The following is a 16,809-nucleotide window of genomic DNA, read 5'->3' as shown; positions in this document are numbered from 1 at the left end:
TTGTGCGTCACCCGTCCTGGAAGATCACCCGCCGCAGCGGACCGATGGCTCCGCAGAGGCGGAAGAAGCCGCGGGCAACAGTACGCAGCACTCGGCTCGGCGAGATCGCGAGAGCGACGTACAGACGAGCTTGGCGGACCGACCCGAACCCCGACGTGAGCATCGCCGCCTCGTAGCCGCGCAGGGCAGGGAGCAACGCCGATCTCCCATCGTGTACGTCGGTGATGGCGTCGCGCAGCAACAACGCGTCGTGCAATGCGGCGTTGCCGCCCAGCCCGCCGACGGGTGGCATGTGGTGGATCGCGTCGCCGAGCACGGTGACGGTGGTGGTCGGCCACGGAGCGACCCGCCGCGCGGTGGAGAAGTCGAACCGGTCGACGGTCTCGGCCGGAGTGGCCGACAGCAAGGCGCGCAGCCCAGGGTCCCAATCCCGCATGCGCACGTCGACGCGGTCGAGCAACGCCTGCCCGGTGAGATCCTCGCCGATGTGTCGGCGGTGCGCTACATACGCCCACATCACGTAGTCGTCGTCCGTGACGTCAGCCAACACCGTCTTGGTGTCGAGTCCGGCTGCGGCGACCTGGTCGCGCATCCGCTCAGCCAGCTCCTCGGGCTGTTCGCGGCGGCGGAAGACCGCGGTGAACAGGAAGTCGCGCTGCGGGAGCACCATGTTCTTCGAACGCGTCAAGGCCTCGGGCAGCCAGCTCGCCGTCCGGTCGGTGAGCGGCACCTTTCCGCCGACACCGAACGCGGGCAGTGCGGTCGTGACGGCCGCGGGCAGCAGTTGGCGACGTACTCGCGACCGCCCGCCATCGGCACCGACGAGCAGCGTGCCGTTGGCAGTGGAGCCGTCGGCGAACTCTGCCGTCACGCTGCCGTCCGCCTCGTGCCGGTAGCGCTGGAACTCCTTGCCGAAGTGCACCACCTCATCGAGGCCCGCCAGCAGCAGCCCGCGCAATGACACCCGGCTGACGGCGTGAGTACTGACGGCGGGGTCGAGGCCCGCAGGAGGGCCGTCCTCCCGCATGAGCTCGCGCATGCCCTCGGTGAACACACCCATCCCCGGGCCAGGATCACCGGCCGTGGCAACCAGGATCTGCCAGAGATGATCGGGCAAGCAGGCGTGCAGTGCACGGCTGCCCTGGGGTTCGATGTTGAGCCGGTAGCCCTGCAGGCGGGCGTCGGGTGCGGCGTCGCGCTCGTAAACGGCGACGCTCACTCCCGCCTTCACCAGGCCTTGGGCCAGGCACAGCCCACCGATGCCGCCACCGATGATCACGACATGCATCACGCCTCCCGGCGGAAGTCGGCGACGATCTTCGGCAGCCGGTCGAGCAGCTCGTCGTGCCAGCGCACCTCAGTGGCCAGCCGGGCCGCCAGGTGCGCGAGAGCCATCCGCTCGGCCTCCGTCAGCCACTGATCGGCTTCTTCGGTCTGGTGACGCAGCGAGTCCTCCTGCGCGATGAGCGCAGCACGGCGATCGGTGATCACGTGCTCGAGTTGCTGCTCGTCCAGGTCGCCCGAGTGCACGAGAGCGAGGTCGAACGGATCGGGCCGCACCACGACCGCGCGCAGCGCCTGCCCGCGCACCACATCAAGCGCCTCCCGGCCGGCGCGAGTGATCTCGTAGACCGTCCGCTCCGGGTAGTTGCCCACCCGCTCACCGCGGACCTCGGCGATGAGCTCCTCCGAAGCCAGCCGGCGCAGCGCGCCGTAGAGCGCACCGACCTTCACCTCGGTCCACAGCTCGGTGTGATCGCTCTGGGCTTGATTGCGGATCTGATGACCGTGCATCGGACCGTGCTCGCTCAGGATGCTGAGGACGAACAAGCGGATTGAACTCATGAAAGTACTCTCGCATGAGTAGTCGCACATCGCAACCGGACGACCCTTGTTCTCAGTGACGAACCCCGCCATCCCTCAGGGGATGGCGGGGTTCACTGGTCGGACTGATCAGCTTTGGGGCGGATCGGCGAACTCGGAGCAGTAGGACGCACTCCAGGAGCTCAGGTTGTTGTTTCGGTCCCGGCCCATGACCTGGAAGCAGGTGCTGGAACCGCGCGGGCCCGTCCCGGCATATTGCGTGCTCTGCCGGGACGCGACCGTCTCGGTCCAGTCGCCGTACGGCGCGTCCGGAGACGGCCGGGTCTGGTAGCGGAGGTGGAAGGCATTCAGGCCGCTGGCCGGATCCGAGTCGGTGCTCGGGTCCTCGAAGACCCACTTGAACTGGAGGGACTCCTGGTTCCGGTACGCCGGTCCGGCGTCGGCGCTGACCAGCCTCGGTGCGACATGGTCGGAGGTGTAGACCATCGTCGGCGAGAGCCAGTCGAGGGTGACGAGCCGCGGCCGATGGTTCTCGTCCACGTAGACCAGACGGCCACCACCCTGATCGTCCGCCGCGTATTCGGCCGACCGGGAGACACCCGCGAGCGGACCGTAGCGACGTTCCTGCAGGTCCAGCGTGCGCAGGTCGGACACCCGGAGCTGGACCGGTACGGCGCCCAGCGCGGTCTCCTGGAGCAGGAAGTTGTTGCCGAGCTCCCAACGGTCGGCCAGCGTCGTCGTACGGATCGGAATGCCGTACGACGTCAGGTCGATGATCTGATCCGGACCGGCGCAGTCGACGACGAGCCAGTTGCCGGCCACCTCCAGCTTCCGCGCCACGCCGCATCCGGGCTTGGCCGGGATGAACAGTTGCCGGGGGCCACCGATGACATTGATCGTGTTGGTGGCGTCCGGAGCGACGTACGTGAGGTCGCCGTTCAGCGCGATCGCCCTGCCGTAGCCGCCGATGCTCTTGCGCTTGGCCAGGTCCCAGACGCCGATCGAGCCGAACCTTTCGTCCTTCACCGCGACCAGCTTGCCGCCCCGCCCCAGCCTGGCCTCCCAGGTCGGAAACGTCCAACTGCCCTTGGAGTCGGTGATCACGGATTCCTTGCCACCGCTCGCGTTCAGGCGCTTCGTCAGTACGACGTCGCCCTCGAACTGCACCTCATGGCCGTCGCTGTCGAGCGCCGACCGCGACCACGTCGTACCGAGGTCTGAGGTCTCGTACAGATGGGCGTCGGTACCGGCGGTCCGCACGCGATTGCCGGACAGGCCGACGTACCCGACCTGTCCTTCGAAGGCCGGCGTCTGCGCGATCGTCTGCAGAGCACCGTCAGCGCCGATCGAAGCGACCTGCGACTGCGCGGTCAGGAGTAGACGGCCGTTGCCCTGGCCCTTGGCGTCGTGGACACCGGTGACGACGTTCCGAGTCACGGTGCCGTCGACGACGTTGACCTTGAGCAGTTCCTTGGTGGCCGGCAGCCGGACCGCGACGTCATCGCCGAGCGGGAGCAGCGGCCCGCCGAACGGTACGACGGTCGCCCCTGCTGCTGGACCAGTCCGATCCTTCCAGGCCAGCGTGGTGCTGGAGTCGCCGGAGGCGGTCCGCCAGATCACGCGGCCCGGCGTGAGCTGCGCCCAGGTCGTGGCCGCGTCCAGTGCCGCGAGTTGCGACGCCGTACCGGTTGCGACGTCCAGGATGAAGAGACCGCTCGCTGTCCCCAGCAGGAATGCGTCATCGGTCCGGTCGAGCACCTCGGCGGTCGCGCCGACGCCGATGACCGGCGTTTCGTCACCCGCGTACGTGCGCAACGCGAGATCGCCACCGCGTGCCAGCAGCAGGCCGCCCGGGTAGACGTTGCGAACCTCCGCACCGGTCGGCGTGCCGATGTACTGCGTCTCGGTCTCGCCGAGTTTCCGGACCTCGGCGCCTTCCTCGTTCCACTCCATCGCGTAGTCGCCGACCACGTCCAGAGTGCGGGCAGAGCGCCGGTACTCCCCCGCCGCGCTTCCGTCCAAGACGTTCCGGATGCTCCACGGGGCCGGCCCGCCATCGGCCGGCTCCCCGAAATCGGTCAAGTAGTACTTGCTCGTCGCTGCCAGGATCTCGAGCGGCGGATCAGCCTCCAGCCGCGACCCCAGCAACACCCCCTCGGCGTACGGCGGGTCGGCGGCGACCGCCGTACCTGGAGAACTCAGCACCGTCCCGAACAAACAAACGATTGCCATGGCACGAATTTTCACGGGACCCCTCCCTCTTGTCCCAGGCTCCCCCGCCCGGGTTACGGTCGTCACCCTAAAGCACCCGGTCGACCCCTCACCTCATCCTTTAGGCCAACATGACCGGCTACGTCTAGGATTGGCGGCATCCGTCCAGCCGACCGCGTCAGGGGATAAGGTGCCGAAGGCAACGACCGGTGGAGACGCGCTTCCGCTGGCGGAGGTGCGGGACGCGATCATCGCCGATCCGTCGAACCGATGGGCGGCCGAGCTGGGCTATCTTCCGCTGTACGCGGCCTCGGCGGCCGCGCGGATCGTGATCATCGGCCAAGCACCCGGTCGGCGTGCGCAGGAGTCGGGCATCCCGTGGGACGATCCCAGCGGAGTTCGGCTTCGATCCTGGTTGGGTGTCGACGACGAGGTCTTCTACGACCCGGCTTCGATCGCCCTGCTGCCGATGGATTTCTACTTCCCGGGCAAGGGCAGTCACGGAGATCTGCCTCCGCGCAAGGACTTCGCTCCGCGGTGGCATCCCGCGATCCTCGGTCAGCTGCCGGAGGTGCGTCTCACGGTTCTCATCGGCAGTCACGCACAAGCGCACTATCTCGGCTCGCAGGCACGGTCCAACCTGACCGAGACCGTTCGCGCGCACATCGACTACGCGCCGGCGGTGATCCCGCTCGTCCACCCCTCGCCGCTGAACTTCCGCTGGCAGAAAGCCAACCCCTGGTTCGAGGCGGACGTCGTACCGGCGTTGCAGGATCTCGTCCGGGCCGCTCTGACCTAGCCCTCACATCTCGGCGCGCCAGGCCGGCACCGCTTCGGCGAAGGCGAGTACCGGTGCTTCGCAACGCCGCCTGAAGGTCAGCGGATGGCGCCGGTGCTGAAGAAGTGTCGTACGACGAGGCCGCCGGCCGCGGTGACGAGGGGGTTGGTGGTGGAGCGGGGGCGGGTCAGGGATGGTGGCGGCACGGCTTCGACCTGGTTGCGGACCACCTCGAGCCATCGATCGGTGGGGGCGCCACTGCCGCCGAGGATCACGAGGTGTGGACGCATGAGGTCGTAGACGGTGTCGGCGAGGACGGCGACCTGGGCGCTGTGTGCGGTGAGCAGGTCGACCGCGGTCGCATCGTGCTCATCGGCAAGCCGGACGAGATCTGCGAGTGTGGGTGTGTCGAGCCCCGCGGCTCGTGCGGCGGCGAGCAGCATCAGGTCTGTTCCGCACTGGTCGAAGCGCGCTTGGCCGTTGCCTGTGAGTTCCGGTACGGCGATGCGGCGCAGACTGCCGTGCACGATGCGGTCGGAGTCGAGCAGGGACGGGTGGTTGACGAATCCGATCTCGGCCACGTTGCCGACGAACAGGTAAAGCACGCTGTGCATGCCTTGGCCGGCTCCGAAGGTCAATTCGGCGTTCAGGTGTGCGCGCGCGTTGCTGTCCACCAGCACCTGGAGGCCGGTTTTCTTGCCCAGCGCATCGGCCACGGCGACGTCGTACCAGCCGAGTTCTTCGTTGCGTACAACGGTTCCGGTCGATTGGTCCACGTCGCCACCGACGACCACGCCGATGCCCAGTACGCGCTGGGGAGCTCGGGCGGCCAGGTCCGCGGCGAGTTCGCCGGCCCGGCGAACCGTGCCGTCATGGTCGGCCGGGTCGCGGTCCTCGGCGTACGTCTCGACACACCGGCCGGTCAGATCGGTCAGTCCGATCGTGGTGCGCTCGACACCGAGATGGATGCCGACGGCGAACCCACCGGTCGGGTCGAGCTCGACCGGAATCCTCGGCCGGCCGATCCCGCTGGCCTCCTTCGCACACTCGCGAACGATGCCGTCGGCAAGCAACGGATCAAGGATCCGGCCGACGCTCGCGTGGTTGAGCGACAGCTCCTTGGCGATGTCGGCCCGCGCCAGCGCACCACGCTGAGCCAGCAACTGCAGCACCGCGGACGTGTTCGACCGGCGGGCCTGGCGCGGCTGCGTCCCCTGCAGGCTCGGCGTCACCCGGTCTCCGCTTCTCGGGACGCGACGACATCCTCGAGTTCGACACCCGTGGTGGCAAGCCACGGCGACGCCACCACGATCAACGCGCTGATGAGGAACGCACCGGCGTACCAGGCGACGACTGTGATGCCGTACTTCTGCAACAAGGTCGGCACCAGGAAGACATTAAGCGCGATCGCCAGCCGAGTCACGCACTGCGCGATCCCCGAGCCGAGACCGCGCAAGGCCGTCGGGAACGCCTCGGTGCTCCAGACCCACGACAGCACGCCGGGACCGAGCCAGGTCAGCGTCGCGTACGCCGCCCAGCAGATCACCAGGCCGATGCCGGGATGGCGGCCGGTGATCGAGATCCCCACCCCGGCGACGAAGACTCCGAGGCAGGTCCAGACCCCCAGCCAGCGGCGGTTGACCTTGTCGATGATCAGCGAGCCGAGCGAGACCGCGATCAGGCCCATCACGAAGCCCAGCAAGGAGAAATGCAGTGTGTTGGACACGCCGATCCCGATGCTGCTGATGATCAACGGACCGGCGACCGTCGCCACCGCGCCGCCGAAGGCCTGGACGGCGAAGAATGCCGTGACGGCCGCGAGCCGACGCCAGGCACCGCCGGCTACGAGGGTCCGGTAGTTCCTCGGGGCCTCAGGTTCGGGCTTCGGCGGCTCGAGTCCGAGCGCGTCGTACACCTGCTGGGCTTCTTCGAGGCGTCCTTGGGCCTGCAGCCAGCGTGGCGACTCGGGCAAGAACTGGCGGGCCACCAGCACCGCCGCGGCGGGGATCGCGGCCAGGCCGAACAGCCAGCGCCACGTCTCGTTGCCGAAGACCGGCTGGAGGGCGAGGGCGAGCAGCACCGAGACGATGGCGCCGCTCAGCCACATCAGGTTCGGCAGGCTGCCCGCGATCCGGCCGCGCCGGGCCTTCGGCGCGATCTCGGTCAGGAACGCATGCGAGGTCGGAATGTCCATGCCGACGGCGACCCCGAGGACGAACCGGGCAAGCACCAGTTGCCAGATCTCCTGGACGAACGCCGCACCGATCGAGGCCACCACGAAGAACACCAGATTGACCATGAAGATCGTCCGCCGGCCGAAGCGGTCGGAGAGATCACCGAAGACCAGCAGGCCCAGCGCCGTACCGATGAAGGCCGACGCCGTCACCAGCCCGACCTCACCGGCGCTGAGGCCGAACGCCGGCCGCAGGAACAGCACCGCGGCACCGACGACCAGCAGGTCGTAGCCGTCGATGAACTCCCCGAAGGCGACCAGCCTGCTGGTCCAGTTGCGTGCGAAACGGGCCCTCCGCGGGCTCGTGATCACCGACGTCATCGTGCGCTTCCCCCAGGAGTCGACGTACTTATGTGCGACAAACACTAAAATAGTCGCAGGCCAGCCGCCACCCCTGTTTGGGCATGTCGCTACTTGACGACCTTCTCCAGGAAGGTCGTCAGGTTGGTCTTCAGGCGGGCGACCTTCTCCTCAACCGAGAGAGTCTCGTCCAGCCCCGGCTCCGTGGCCGCTATTTTCTTTCCGCGGACATAGAGCGAACAGGCAAGATCGGTGCACAAATACTCCCCGACCGTGTTCCCCTGCCGCCCGGCCGCACCAGCGCGGCGGGCAGCCATCAACGCGACACCTCCACCCGTCCGGGTGGTCTTGCACAGCGAACACATGCTCCGCGAAGTGAACCCGCGAGCAGCACCTTTGGCCGCCTTGAGCGTGACGCCGACCAACACCCCATCCTCACGCTCAGCAACGAGGTAGCCCCGGTCAGGCGCCCCGGCATCCCGCCACCCAAGGAAGTCAAGCTGCTCCCACGGCAGCATCTCCAGGTCCTTCGGCACCGGCAACCGCTTCGCCTCCCCCTGCGAGCAGTTGACGAACGAGCGACGAATCTCGCTCTCAGTAATCGGTCTCATAGCTCGAAGGTAGCTTGCCTAAGATCTTTAGGCAAATGATTAACACCGTTAGCAACTGACCGACGACGCCGGTCAGTTGGTGATGCGTTCGAGCGTCCAGTCGGCGCTCCACCAGGCAGGCTGGACACCGCCCTCCTGGACATAGCCGAGCTGGTCCTCGTTGTGCAGGTAGTCCCGCCGAGCCCGGTTCTGGAGTCTGGTGACTGTCCCGTTCCGCACCAACGACCACTGCGCGCTCCACCAGTCGTCGCGCACCGGCCCGTACTGCACCCTCGGCAAGGGGGCCTCGGCGTTCAGGTAGTCACCGGTCTGGCGGTTCCGGAACCGTCGGTAGCCGTTGTAGTCCACCTGGTACCACTGGCTCGACCACGCGGAGGCCGGGATCGTCTTGCTGAGTTGGACCGTCCCGTTGCCGTCCTCGATGTGCATGTACTCACCGGTGTTGCGGTTCTTCAACCGGTAGAGGCCGAGTTCGTTGACCGACGGATAGCCTGCATCGGGTTTGTACACGCGGATGTAGTCGACGCTCCACTCCTTCGGCCAGACGGCGTTCGCGGGCCCGGTACTCGCGTCGGTGTAGATGCCGAGGATCATCCCCATCGGCATGTTCGGTGCGTCGTCGAGGGTCCTGAACAGCTGGTTGTCGTAGTAGAACTTGAGCTGCGTCGGCGTCCACTCCATCCCGTAGGTGTGGTACTCCGTCGTCGGGCTACCGGAGGGAACCGTCAGCGCCGGATCACCGGAGACCTGGAAGTCCGGGTCGCTCCAGGTGGACGACGCGATCCGCCAGGTCGACGGCTGCGAGAACCGGGTCTCGATCATGTCGATCTCCGGATTCGCCGACGAACCCGTGGTGTCGTCGGTTCCGACCAGCCAGAAGGCCTCGTGGCCGCCGCCCCCGACGGCCGACATCCTGGCCCGGATCTCGAAGTACCCGTACTTCGTGCTGTAGCCGTTGAAGTCCGGTTCATGGTGGTCCAGCGGCATCGATCCGCGGAAGCGGTGCCACCAGTCCTTCTCGTAGCTCTGGATGCTGGAGACCTTCACCGTGCCGTCGTACGCCGGGTTCCAGGGCACCGAACCGGCGCCGAGCCGCAGGTTGAGCTTGCCGTCGGCGAGCGTGTAGTCGGCCTTGGTCTTCTCCCTGTCCGCAGCCCAGTGCGGCAGGTAGTAGGGCAGCCACTTGTCGGTGTTCAGCGTCGGATCGTTGAACTCCTCCTGGAAGTCCAGGTGGTATCCCGCCTTGACCGGCGGATTGGGCCGGCGGCCAGACGCGGCGTACGTCGGCAGGACGCCGATCGGGAGCAGCAGTCCGGCGAGCGCAGCGGCCAGGCAGATCCGGAGCTTGAGTCTGAGGGCGGTCATGACTCGTCCTTCCTCGAAGGAGGAGAAGGGAAAGCGAGGTTATGAAACAAACTTTCATTCGCACTGTAAGGAGCCCGCCGCGGGAGCGTCAAGAGCCGGTGGCGAACAAGCTCGCCCGCAGGCCTTCGCGAGCCAGCTCGACCGCTCCGATCGCGACGGCCTGCTCGCCGAGCGCCGACAGCACCAGCTCCGGAACCACGTAACAGACCTCGGCAAGGTGCTGCCGCAACGGCTCGAGAAGCGCCCGCCCTGCTTGCGCGATCCCACCACCCAGTACGACGAGTTGCGGGTCGAGCGCCAGCACCATCGCGCCGACCCCCGCCGCCAGCGTGCGCGCGAACGTATCGACCGCCCGCAACGCCTTCGCGTCGCCCAAGGCGGCCTGCGCGAAGATCCACTCGGTGGAACCGTCCGACTCGGCGATGCCGACATCCCGGTGCAGCTTGGCCGGACCGTCCTCCCAGCCGAGCGCGGGATGCTTGCCGATCTCCCCCGCCCAGCCCTTGCCCCCGGTGAACACCGTGCCGCCGACGAGCAGCCCGACACCGAGCCGATGACCTGCGTGCACGTACAGCACGTCGTCGAATCCCTGGGCGTTCCCCGCGCGCTGCTCACCCAGCGCCGCGAGGTTCGTCTCCTTCGCGCTCGCCACCGGGCAGCCGAGACGCTCGGTCAGTTCGTCGGTCAGGGCGACCTCCGACCAGTCGTGCAGGGCGACATTGAGCCGAAGAACGCCCGCGGTGTCCACGACTCCCGGCGTACCGGCTCCGACCGACCAGAACGAACCCTCGCCGGCGTGCTCGCGGAGAAGGTCGACGGCCGCATCGATCCGGGCCGCCCTGGACAGCCTGCTGCGGATCGACCGACGCCCCGAGGACAGCAGCGCGCCGTTCAGGTTCGCGACGCGGACCGCCACCGAGTGCGCACCGATGTCGATGCCGCCCAGGATCCCCGCCGCGCTGGCGAAGCGATACCGCTGCGCCGGGCGCCCACCGGTCCGCACCTGATCGAACCCGTCCAGGATCAGCAGCTCATCGTCGACGAGCGCGGTCAGGATCGCCTGCGCGGTCGGTCGCGACAGCCCGGTGACCCGCGCGACCGCGCCGATCGTCAGCGACGGCCCGTCGTACAGCGCCTGCAGCACGCGCCGCGTGTTCTGGCTGCGCAACGAACTCTGATCACCACCGGGCAGCAGGCTCGGCACCTCGACCACTTCCCTCAGCGGTTGTCCCCAACTCCCGCACAAAACTTACTTTCGAAACCCCCAATCGGCAAAGCTCCGATCGCCTTCCTTGTCCTTCGCCCGATTTCACCGCGTCCGTCGACCTCAGTGCTCTTACGCTCGAGGCCGGTTGCAACCTCCTGGGTGGTGTGGCCAGTAGATGCAGGGTGGAGATCACCGACATGGGGAGGGCGGACCGTGACTGATCGGGACGCGGAGTTCCTGGAGTACGTGACTGCGCACCGGGGCCGCATGCTGCGGACGGCCCGGCTGCTCGCGTCAGGGGACGTGCACTGGGCGGAGGACCTGGTTCAGGTCGCGCTGACCAGGCTGTATGTGCATTGGGCCAAGATCCGGCGCGACGAGGGAGCCGAGCGGTACGCCGACCGGATCCTCGTGAATGCCTTCCTCGACGAGCGCAAGCGGATGTGGCGGCGACGGGAGGCCACGACCGAGGAGATGCACGACGCGGTCCCCGTGACCGGTCCGGACACCGCGGAGCGGCTCACCGTGCTGGATGCGCTCGCGAAGCTTCCCCGCCGGCAGCACGCGGTGGTGGTGCTGCGCTACTTCCGCGACTGCGACGTACGGACGACCGCCGAGCTGATGGGTTGCACCGAAGGCACGGTCAAGTCGCAGACGTCGCGGGCACTCTCGACGCTGCGTGGTCTCCTGCACGAATCCTTCGACACCCTGGAGAGCCTGCGATGACCGACCTCAAGCACCTGCTCGACGACGCCGCGGGTCCGGAACCCGCCACCACCGACACCGACCTCGACGGCGATCTCGCGCGCGGCCATCGCGCCGTACGGCGTCGCCGGCTGACCGGAATCGCCGCCGGAACCGTGGCTACCGCGGCCGTCCTCGGTGCCGCCTGGTCATTCCTTCCTGGCGGGACCACGGCGGACACCACGCCGCAGGTCGCCGCGACCACAGCCAAGCCGTCCGCCGAGCCGTCCGCCAAACCATCCACGAAGCCGTCCGACATGCCTCCGCCGCCTCGCAGCGTTCCCGGTCCGCTACCACCGAAGCCCGCCGTACCGGTCGCGCTCGTCCCGAACACTCGCCCGATGCCCGGCAAGATCACCTGCGATCTGATCCCGCAGGGGTGGTCGGTCGACTTCACCTTCCCCGGCACCAGCGAGGACTGGGAGCAGAAGGAGCTCTTCGACCCGAAGCTCGAGAACCCGGGCCAGTACCGGGAGAACTCGACCCGGATCCGGGTCCGTCAGTCGGAGATGCGCGACGAGGGCCATGGCCTGGTCCCGGACAAGTACAGCGACACCTGGGCCGAGCTCCCGCACGTCCGCGCCGGGAGCAAAGAGGCCGTCATCAGCACTGGCACCAAGGAGGACGGCCTCCGCGAGGTCCATGTCCGTCAGGGCAAGACGGCTCGCCTCGTCGCCGTGATGAACTACACGCCAAGCCTCGGCTGGGACGAGGCAACGCTCCTGAAGTTCGCCGGCTCCTGCCACTACAAGTAACGCAGGCACGCCGGTCGTTGCATAAGGCCCCTTTATCGCGACCGGGCTACTGCGGGGCTGCCTTCAGGCGGTCTTGGATGCGCTGCTCGAACTGGGCCTGGGTGGTGTCGATGTGCCGGAGCATCGCCGTACCGGCTTTGTCCGGGTCGCCGGCGGCGATCGCGTCGGCGATGTTCACGTGTTGCTGCGCGGCGACCTCGAGCGAGCCCGGCAGCCCGCCGGCGAACAGCAGCCGGTCGGACTGCTCTTTGAAGTCGCGTAGCGACGTGACGGCGGCCTGGAGGAAGACGTTGGCGGACGCCTCGGCCACGGCGTCGTGGAACAACCTGTCCTGGTGCCGGAAGGCGACGTGATCGCGATGCGCCTCGACCGAGGCCTCGGCGGCAGCCCGGATCGCCCGGACCTGCGGCGGCCGGGCGAGGGCGGCGGCCAGCCGCGCTGACTCCGCCTCGATCAGGCGCCGGTGGTCGAAGAGCATCGCGACATGCGCCAGGTCGGTCGGCTGGAAATACCCGACCTGGCTGTCCGCGTCCGGATTGGAGGGCACGGACACGTAGATGCCCGCACCCTTCCGTACGGCGACCCGTCCGAGGGCCGCGAGGACCTTGATCGCCTCGCGGGTCACCGACCGGCCGGTACCGAGGATCTCGGCCAGCCCCTTCTCGGTCGGTAACCGGTCACCCGGCCGGAGGCCCTGCTCGGCGATGTACCCGAGCAGCTGCTCGGCCACCACCTCGTACCCCGGCCGGTATGCCTGTGAGTCGTTCATCCGCCTGCCAATCAGAAACCGCCGTAGACCTGAAGTTCGTAGATGCTGCCACCGTTGAAGTTCGAGCCGACAACGGTCAGACGAACATATCTCGCCTGCACCGGAACCGTCCGGATCGACGGGTTGCGGCGGACACTCGTCGCCACCGCGGTGTGGTCGTCGAACATCGACCACGCGGTGCCGTCGAGCGAGTACTCCACCTTGTACTTGTACCCGCTCGGCAGCTCGAAGTTCGTCACGACGCTCTTCACCGAGGTCGGCGTACCGAGGTCGACCTGGAACCAGGACGGGTCCGGCAGCCCGAGTCCTTGCGCCCACCGGGTGTTCAGGTCGCCGTCGACACCGAGCGCGGGGACGTTCGGGTCCGAGTACGACGAGACTGTGACCGGCTTGCCGACCGCGAGTCCCGCTTCGGCAGGCATGATCACGTCGGCGGGCGGGCTGGCCGGGGCCGCGTTGAGGTTGGCATCCCGGGCGACCACGGTGAAGCTGTGGCTGGAGCCGGCGGTCAGACCGTCGACCCGGAACTGGTTCAGCGGCGTGGTCGCGATCTTCTGGCCGTCCTGGTAGACCACGTAGCTGGTCACGCCCACGTTGTCGGTGCCGGTCGGCCAGCTCAGGTCGAGCGTGGTCGGCAGCAGCACGTTCACCGTCGGCTTCGGCAGCGCGGCCGGCGGCTGCTGATCGGGTGTCACCGTCGCAAACTTCCCGTAGGCCTCGATCTCGTAGATGCTGCCGCCGTTGAAGTTCGAGCCGACGATGGTCAGCCGGAGAAAGCGGCCCCGGACGGACGTCGGCAGCGAGGCGTAGTTGTCCGACTGCGTCGTTGCGGTGGCCGTGTGGTCCTCGAAGGTGATCCAGTCGCTCGCGTCGGACGAGACCTCGAGCTTGTAGCGGTATCCGGTGCTGAGTTCGAAGGTCGTGATCACGCCACTGACGTCGTACTGGGCGCCAAGGTCCACCTGCAACCAGGACGGATCCGGGAGACCGAGGCCTTGGGCCCAGCGCGTGGACAGCTTGCCGTCGACGGCCAGCGCCGGAACGTTCGGCTCGGAGAACGAGGACGCGGTGACGTTCTTGCCGAGGGCAATGTCCTCGCTGGCCGGCATGGTGATGGCGATGGCCGAACTGACGCAGGACTCGTTGCCTGCGGCATCGCGAGCGGTGATCGTGAAGGAGTAGCGCTGACCGGAGACGAGCCCGGTGACGCGCGCTGACGCACCCTGCGAGGCGCTGACCAGCTTGCCGTTCGCGTAGACCGAGTAGCCGGTGACGCCGGTCTGGTCGGTCGATGCCGGCCAGGTCAGGTCGGCGATCGTCGGGAAGTTCGTCCGGACGGTCGGCCTGCCGGGTGCGGTCGGTGCGATCCGGTCGGTCGGCACCGGCTGCGGGTCGAGATACCGGTACGCCGCTTCGAGGCCGGCGTTGTTGACGATCGACGCCGGCAACTGGTCGCAGCTCGGGACCACGGGGTTGTTGGCGATCGTCGAATCAATGGTGTTCGCCTGGGTCGCCGACCGCGGCTGGGTGGTGAAGTTGCGTTGGGCATCGATGTTCAGGCCGTGGTTGAGGAACAGCCACAACGCCTGCACGTTGCAGAGCGCGTTCTCGGTCGTGGTGAAGTCGCGACTGCCTTCGTCGTGGTAGATCGCGCCGTACGCCGGGCTCGGGGTGTTCTTGATGTAGTTGCCGGAGACAACGCTGCCGGGCTGCATGCTCAGGGTGTAGATCGCCCCACCGTCGGCCTGCCGCTTCATGATGTCGCTGATCGCGTTGTCGCGGACGATGTTGTTCTTGGCGGTCGTCGGGGTGTCGTAGATCGGGATGCCGAAGTTGCCCGGGTAGTTGGTGTCGCCGCCGACATCGGTGTTGCCCCAGCCCCACCCGACCGAGATCCCGCTGTAGGGCAGGTCGTAGATCTTGTTGTGCTCGATCACCGTGTGCTCGGTGTAGCCCGCCATGATCGCCAGCGAACCGGAGTAGTCGGCCGCGGCCTTGGTGATCAGGTTGTTGCTGACCAGGTTGTCCTTGGTGATCGCGCGGACGTCGTCCGGGTGGTGGTCGATGATGTCGGTGCCGCCGACCTGGATGCCGGTCGCGGCGATGTCACGGAAGACGTTGCCGCGGATCGTGGTGCCCTGCGAACCGGTGTTCAGGTTCAGCCCGACCGCGCCGAGATGAGTGAACGTACTGCCGGTGAAGGAGACGTTCCGGCTGTAGCCCACATTCACGGCGCCGGGGGTCTTCTCCCAGTACAGACGGGAGTGGTCGAAGTCGCGCCAGTTCGGCCCGTTGATCCGGAAGCCGGCCTGACCCTCGACCATCCCGTCGTCGCTGCTCGGGTCGAGCCAGGTCGAGTAGGAGAACGTGATGCCGTCGAAGCGGATGTTCTGCACCGGGTTCGTCAGGGTCCCGGTGACGTTGACCAGGTCCTGCACCTGCGGAACGACGACACTCGCGTTCGCCGGGTTCGGACCCAGGTAGTAGACGTCGCCGGAGCTCTTGTCGAGGTACCACTCACCAGGCGTGTCCAGCAGCTCGTAGGCGTTCTCGATCCAGGTCGGGTTCTGGATCTCCTCGCCCTTGTGCAGGTTGGCGTTCTTGTAGCAGGGCTGCTGCATCGTGACCGTCGTTCCGGCGATCGACTGGATCGGGCAGCGGTAGTGCATCCAGCCCCAACGGCTGTTGACCTCGATGTCGCCCTGGTTCTTCCAGCCGACCATGCTCTGCGTGCTGTCGGTGTAGCCGGTGGCCGTCTTCGACCAGCCGGGCGGGTTCTCGGGACCGCGAGCGCGCTGCTGCCGCTCGCCGTTCACATAGAGCTGGCGGAAGTCGATCGCGCCGACGTGCGCCTTGTAGATGCTCTTCGCCGGATCGGAGAGCGTCCAGCCGGTCACCAGCCGGCCGCCGTTCACCGTCACCTTGGCGCCGGGCTGCGCCTGGTAGATCACCTGATGCCCGTTCCGCCCGGAGTCGGCGCTGGTCAGCTGGAAGGTGCTGGTCCGCTGGTAGTCACCGGCCAGGAGTACGACGCGGATGTCCGCGCGCTGGTTCTTCGTGAGCTTGCGGGCCTCGTCCCGCGCCTGCTCGAGCGACCCGAACGGCCGCGCCAGACTCCCGGACCCCGAGCCGCCGGACGGAGCGACGTACAGGGTCGTCACCGCGGCTGCGGAGGCGACGGGCACAACGACTGCGGGCAGCGCGAGGCTGACCAGGACGGCAAGAAGCCGGCGGACGGAACGCGGCATGGCGGCACCTATCTTGACGGATAGATCAGGTCAATTGATCCGCACACTCTGACAGTTCCGGCTCGTCTTGGGAAGATCGAACAGATCTATCGCCATTCTGGTCACAATAGATCTGATCCTTCACTCAGTCAGGGGCAGGGCCACCACGCCGAGGAAGCGGGGCGTCTCGGCTTCGTCGAGCATCGCCGCGGCGACGGTCTCCCGGGTGACCGTCGTTCCCAGGTCGAACGGCGGCGCCGAGTCCAGACCGACCGTGCGCCGACCGGGACTCTCCGGACCGTCGGCGAGCAGGCCGGCATGGAAGACGGTGCCCCCAGCAACCAAAATGGCGTCGTCCGCCTCAACCTTGTCGCCGAGCCGATCACCCAGCAGCTTCGCCAGCACACCGGACGCCTCGCCCGCAGCCGCAGTGGACTCGCCAGTGCCATACGCACCAAGCCAGATGATCCGTCGCGGCCCGGCAGCCACCACCGCCTTGGCTCCGGCGAGCAGCCCGCCGGCCCGATCCGTGCCGAGTCCGGACAGCACCACCGATTCAGCGTCGATGACCGCGGCGATGCTCGCCGGATCGTTCACGTCGCCCACAACCTTGCGCAGCCGGTCCGAATCCGGGACCGCAATGCGCTCCGGGTCACGCGCGATCGCCGTCACGAGATGGCCGCGCCGCAACGCCTGCCGAGTCAGCGCCAGCCCGGTCCGCCCGGACGCCGCAAGAATGATGAGGTTCATACCAAAACCCTATGAACCTCATCACCTAACCTCAA

General features: G+C 67.6%; 14 protein-coding genes. 3 read left to right on the top strand and 11 right to left on the bottom strand.

Going from position 1 to position 16,809, the window contains the following annotated elements; translation table 11 throughout:
- Window positions 1-7: 7 nt before the first annotated feature.
- From OG474_RS29165 to OG474_RS29155, 3 genes are all read right to left on the bottom strand, one after another.
- Window positions 8-1,288: an FAD-dependent oxidoreductase gene (locus tag OG474_RS29165; RefSeq protein ID WP_405056792.1), complete on the bottom strand. Its 1,281-nt coding sequence runs from the start codon at window positions 1,286-1,288 to the stop codon at window positions 8-10.
- The gene (locus tag OG474_RS29160; RefSeq protein WP_405056791.1) at window positions 1,288-1,845 is read right to left on the bottom strand and encodes a PadR family transcriptional regulator; all 558 of its coding nucleotides are present in this window, start codon (window positions 1,843-1,845) and stop codon (window positions 1,288-1,290) included. Before OG474_RS29160 ends, OG474_RS29165 begins: the two co-directional genes overlap by 1 nt.
- Before the next feature lie 108 nt (window positions 1,846-1,953).
- Window positions 1,954-4,056: a hypothetical protein gene (locus OG474_RS29155; protein ID WP_405056790.1), complete on the bottom strand. Its 2,103-nt coding sequence runs from the start codon at window positions 4,054-4,056 to the stop codon at window positions 1,954-1,956.
- Between the two features lie 169 nt (window positions 4,057-4,225).
- Here OG474_RS29155 and OG474_RS29150 point away from each other — a divergent pair, with 169 nt between their 5' ends.
- Entirely contained in the window at window positions 4,226-4,834 is a 609-nt protein-coding gene (locus tag OG474_RS29150) for a uracil-DNA glycosylase family protein (RefSeq protein WP_405056789.1), read from the top strand.
- Between the two features lie 77 nt (window positions 4,835-4,911).
- On the opposite strand, the gene OG474_RS29145 is transcribed toward OG474_RS29150, so the two are convergent.
- The 5 genes from OG474_RS29145 to OG474_RS29125 form a co-directional block, all read right to left on the bottom strand.
- Window positions 4,912-6,045 (bottom strand): ROK family protein, encoded by a 1,134-nt coding sequence (locus OG474_RS29145; RefSeq protein ID WP_405056788.1) that lies wholly within the window; start codon window positions 6,043-6,045, stop codon window positions 4,912-4,914.
- Complete coding sequence (locus tag OG474_RS29140; protein ID WP_405056787.1) at window positions 6,042-7,412, bottom strand: MFS transporter; 1,371 nt, start codon at window positions 7,410-7,412, stop codon at window positions 6,042-6,044. Before OG474_RS29140 ends, OG474_RS29145 begins: the two co-directional genes overlap by 4 nt.
- Before the next feature lie 44 nt (window positions 7,413-7,456).
- The gene (locus OG474_RS29135; RefSeq protein ID WP_405056786.1) at window positions 7,457-7,957 is read right to left on the bottom strand and encodes an FBP domain-containing protein; all 501 of its coding nucleotides are present in this window, start codon (window positions 7,955-7,957) and stop codon (window positions 7,457-7,459) included.
- 72 nt (window positions 7,958-8,029) lie between these two features.
- Window positions 8,030-9,322, bottom strand: a complete 1,293-nt coding sequence (locus OG474_RS29130; protein WP_405056785.1) for a family 16 glycosylhydrolase — start codon at window positions 9,320-9,322, stop codon at window positions 8,030-8,032.
- Between the two features lie 88 nt (window positions 9,323-9,410).
- The gene (locus OG474_RS29125; protein ID WP_405056784.1) at window positions 9,411-10,526 is read right to left on the bottom strand and encodes an ROK family protein; all 1,116 of its coding nucleotides are present in this window, start codon (window positions 10,524-10,526) and stop codon (window positions 9,411-9,413) included.
- A gap of 216 nt (window positions 10,527-10,742) precedes the next feature.
- Here OG474_RS29125 and OG474_RS29120 point away from each other — a divergent pair, with 216 nt between their 5' ends.
- Both OG474_RS29120 and OG474_RS29115 read left to right on the top strand, forming a co-directional pair.
- Window positions 10,743-11,255 carry a SigE family RNA polymerase sigma factor gene (locus OG474_RS29120; RefSeq protein ID WP_405056783.1) on the top strand — a complete coding sequence of 171 codons (513 nt, stop codon included), beginning with the start codon at window positions 10,743-10,745 and terminating at the stop codon, window positions 11,253-11,255.
- The gene (locus OG474_RS29115) at window positions 11,252-12,028 is read left to right on the top strand and encodes a hypothetical protein (protein ID WP_405056782.1); all 777 of its coding nucleotides are present in this window, start codon (window positions 11,252-11,254) and stop codon (window positions 12,026-12,028) included. The genes OG474_RS29120 and OG474_RS29115 overlap by 4 nt, the downstream gene beginning before the upstream one ends.
- Before the next feature lie 46 nt (window positions 12,029-12,074).
- Here the strand turns inward: OG474_RS29115 and OG474_RS29110 are convergent, their stop codons facing one another.
- The 3 genes from OG474_RS29110 to OG474_RS29100 form a co-directional block, all read right to left on the bottom strand.
- Window positions 12,075-12,797, bottom strand: a complete 723-nt coding sequence (locus OG474_RS29110) for a FadR/GntR family transcriptional regulator (RefSeq protein WP_405056781.1) — start codon at window positions 12,795-12,797, stop codon at window positions 12,075-12,077.
- Window positions 12,798-12,808: 11 nt separating this feature from the next.
- On the bottom strand, window positions 12,809-16,045 hold the full coding sequence (locus OG474_RS29105; RefSeq protein ID WP_405056780.1) for a discoidin domain-containing protein: 3,237 nt from the start codon (window positions 16,043-16,045) through the stop codon (window positions 12,809-12,811).
- Window positions 16,046-16,165: 120 nt separating this feature from the next.
- The gene (locus tag OG474_RS29100; protein ID WP_405056779.1) at window positions 16,166-16,774 is read right to left on the bottom strand and encodes an NAD(P)-dependent oxidoreductase; all 609 of its coding nucleotides are present in this window, start codon (window positions 16,772-16,774) and stop codon (window positions 16,166-16,168) included.
- Window positions 16,775-16,809 lie beyond the last annotated feature (35 nt).

The organism is Kribbella sp. NBC_01505, from assembly GCF_045040285.1.
Lineage (GTDB): Bacteria > Actinomycetota > Actinomycetes > Propionibacteriales > Kribbellaceae > Kribbella.
This window is presented reverse-complemented; position numbering and strand designations above follow the sequence as displayed.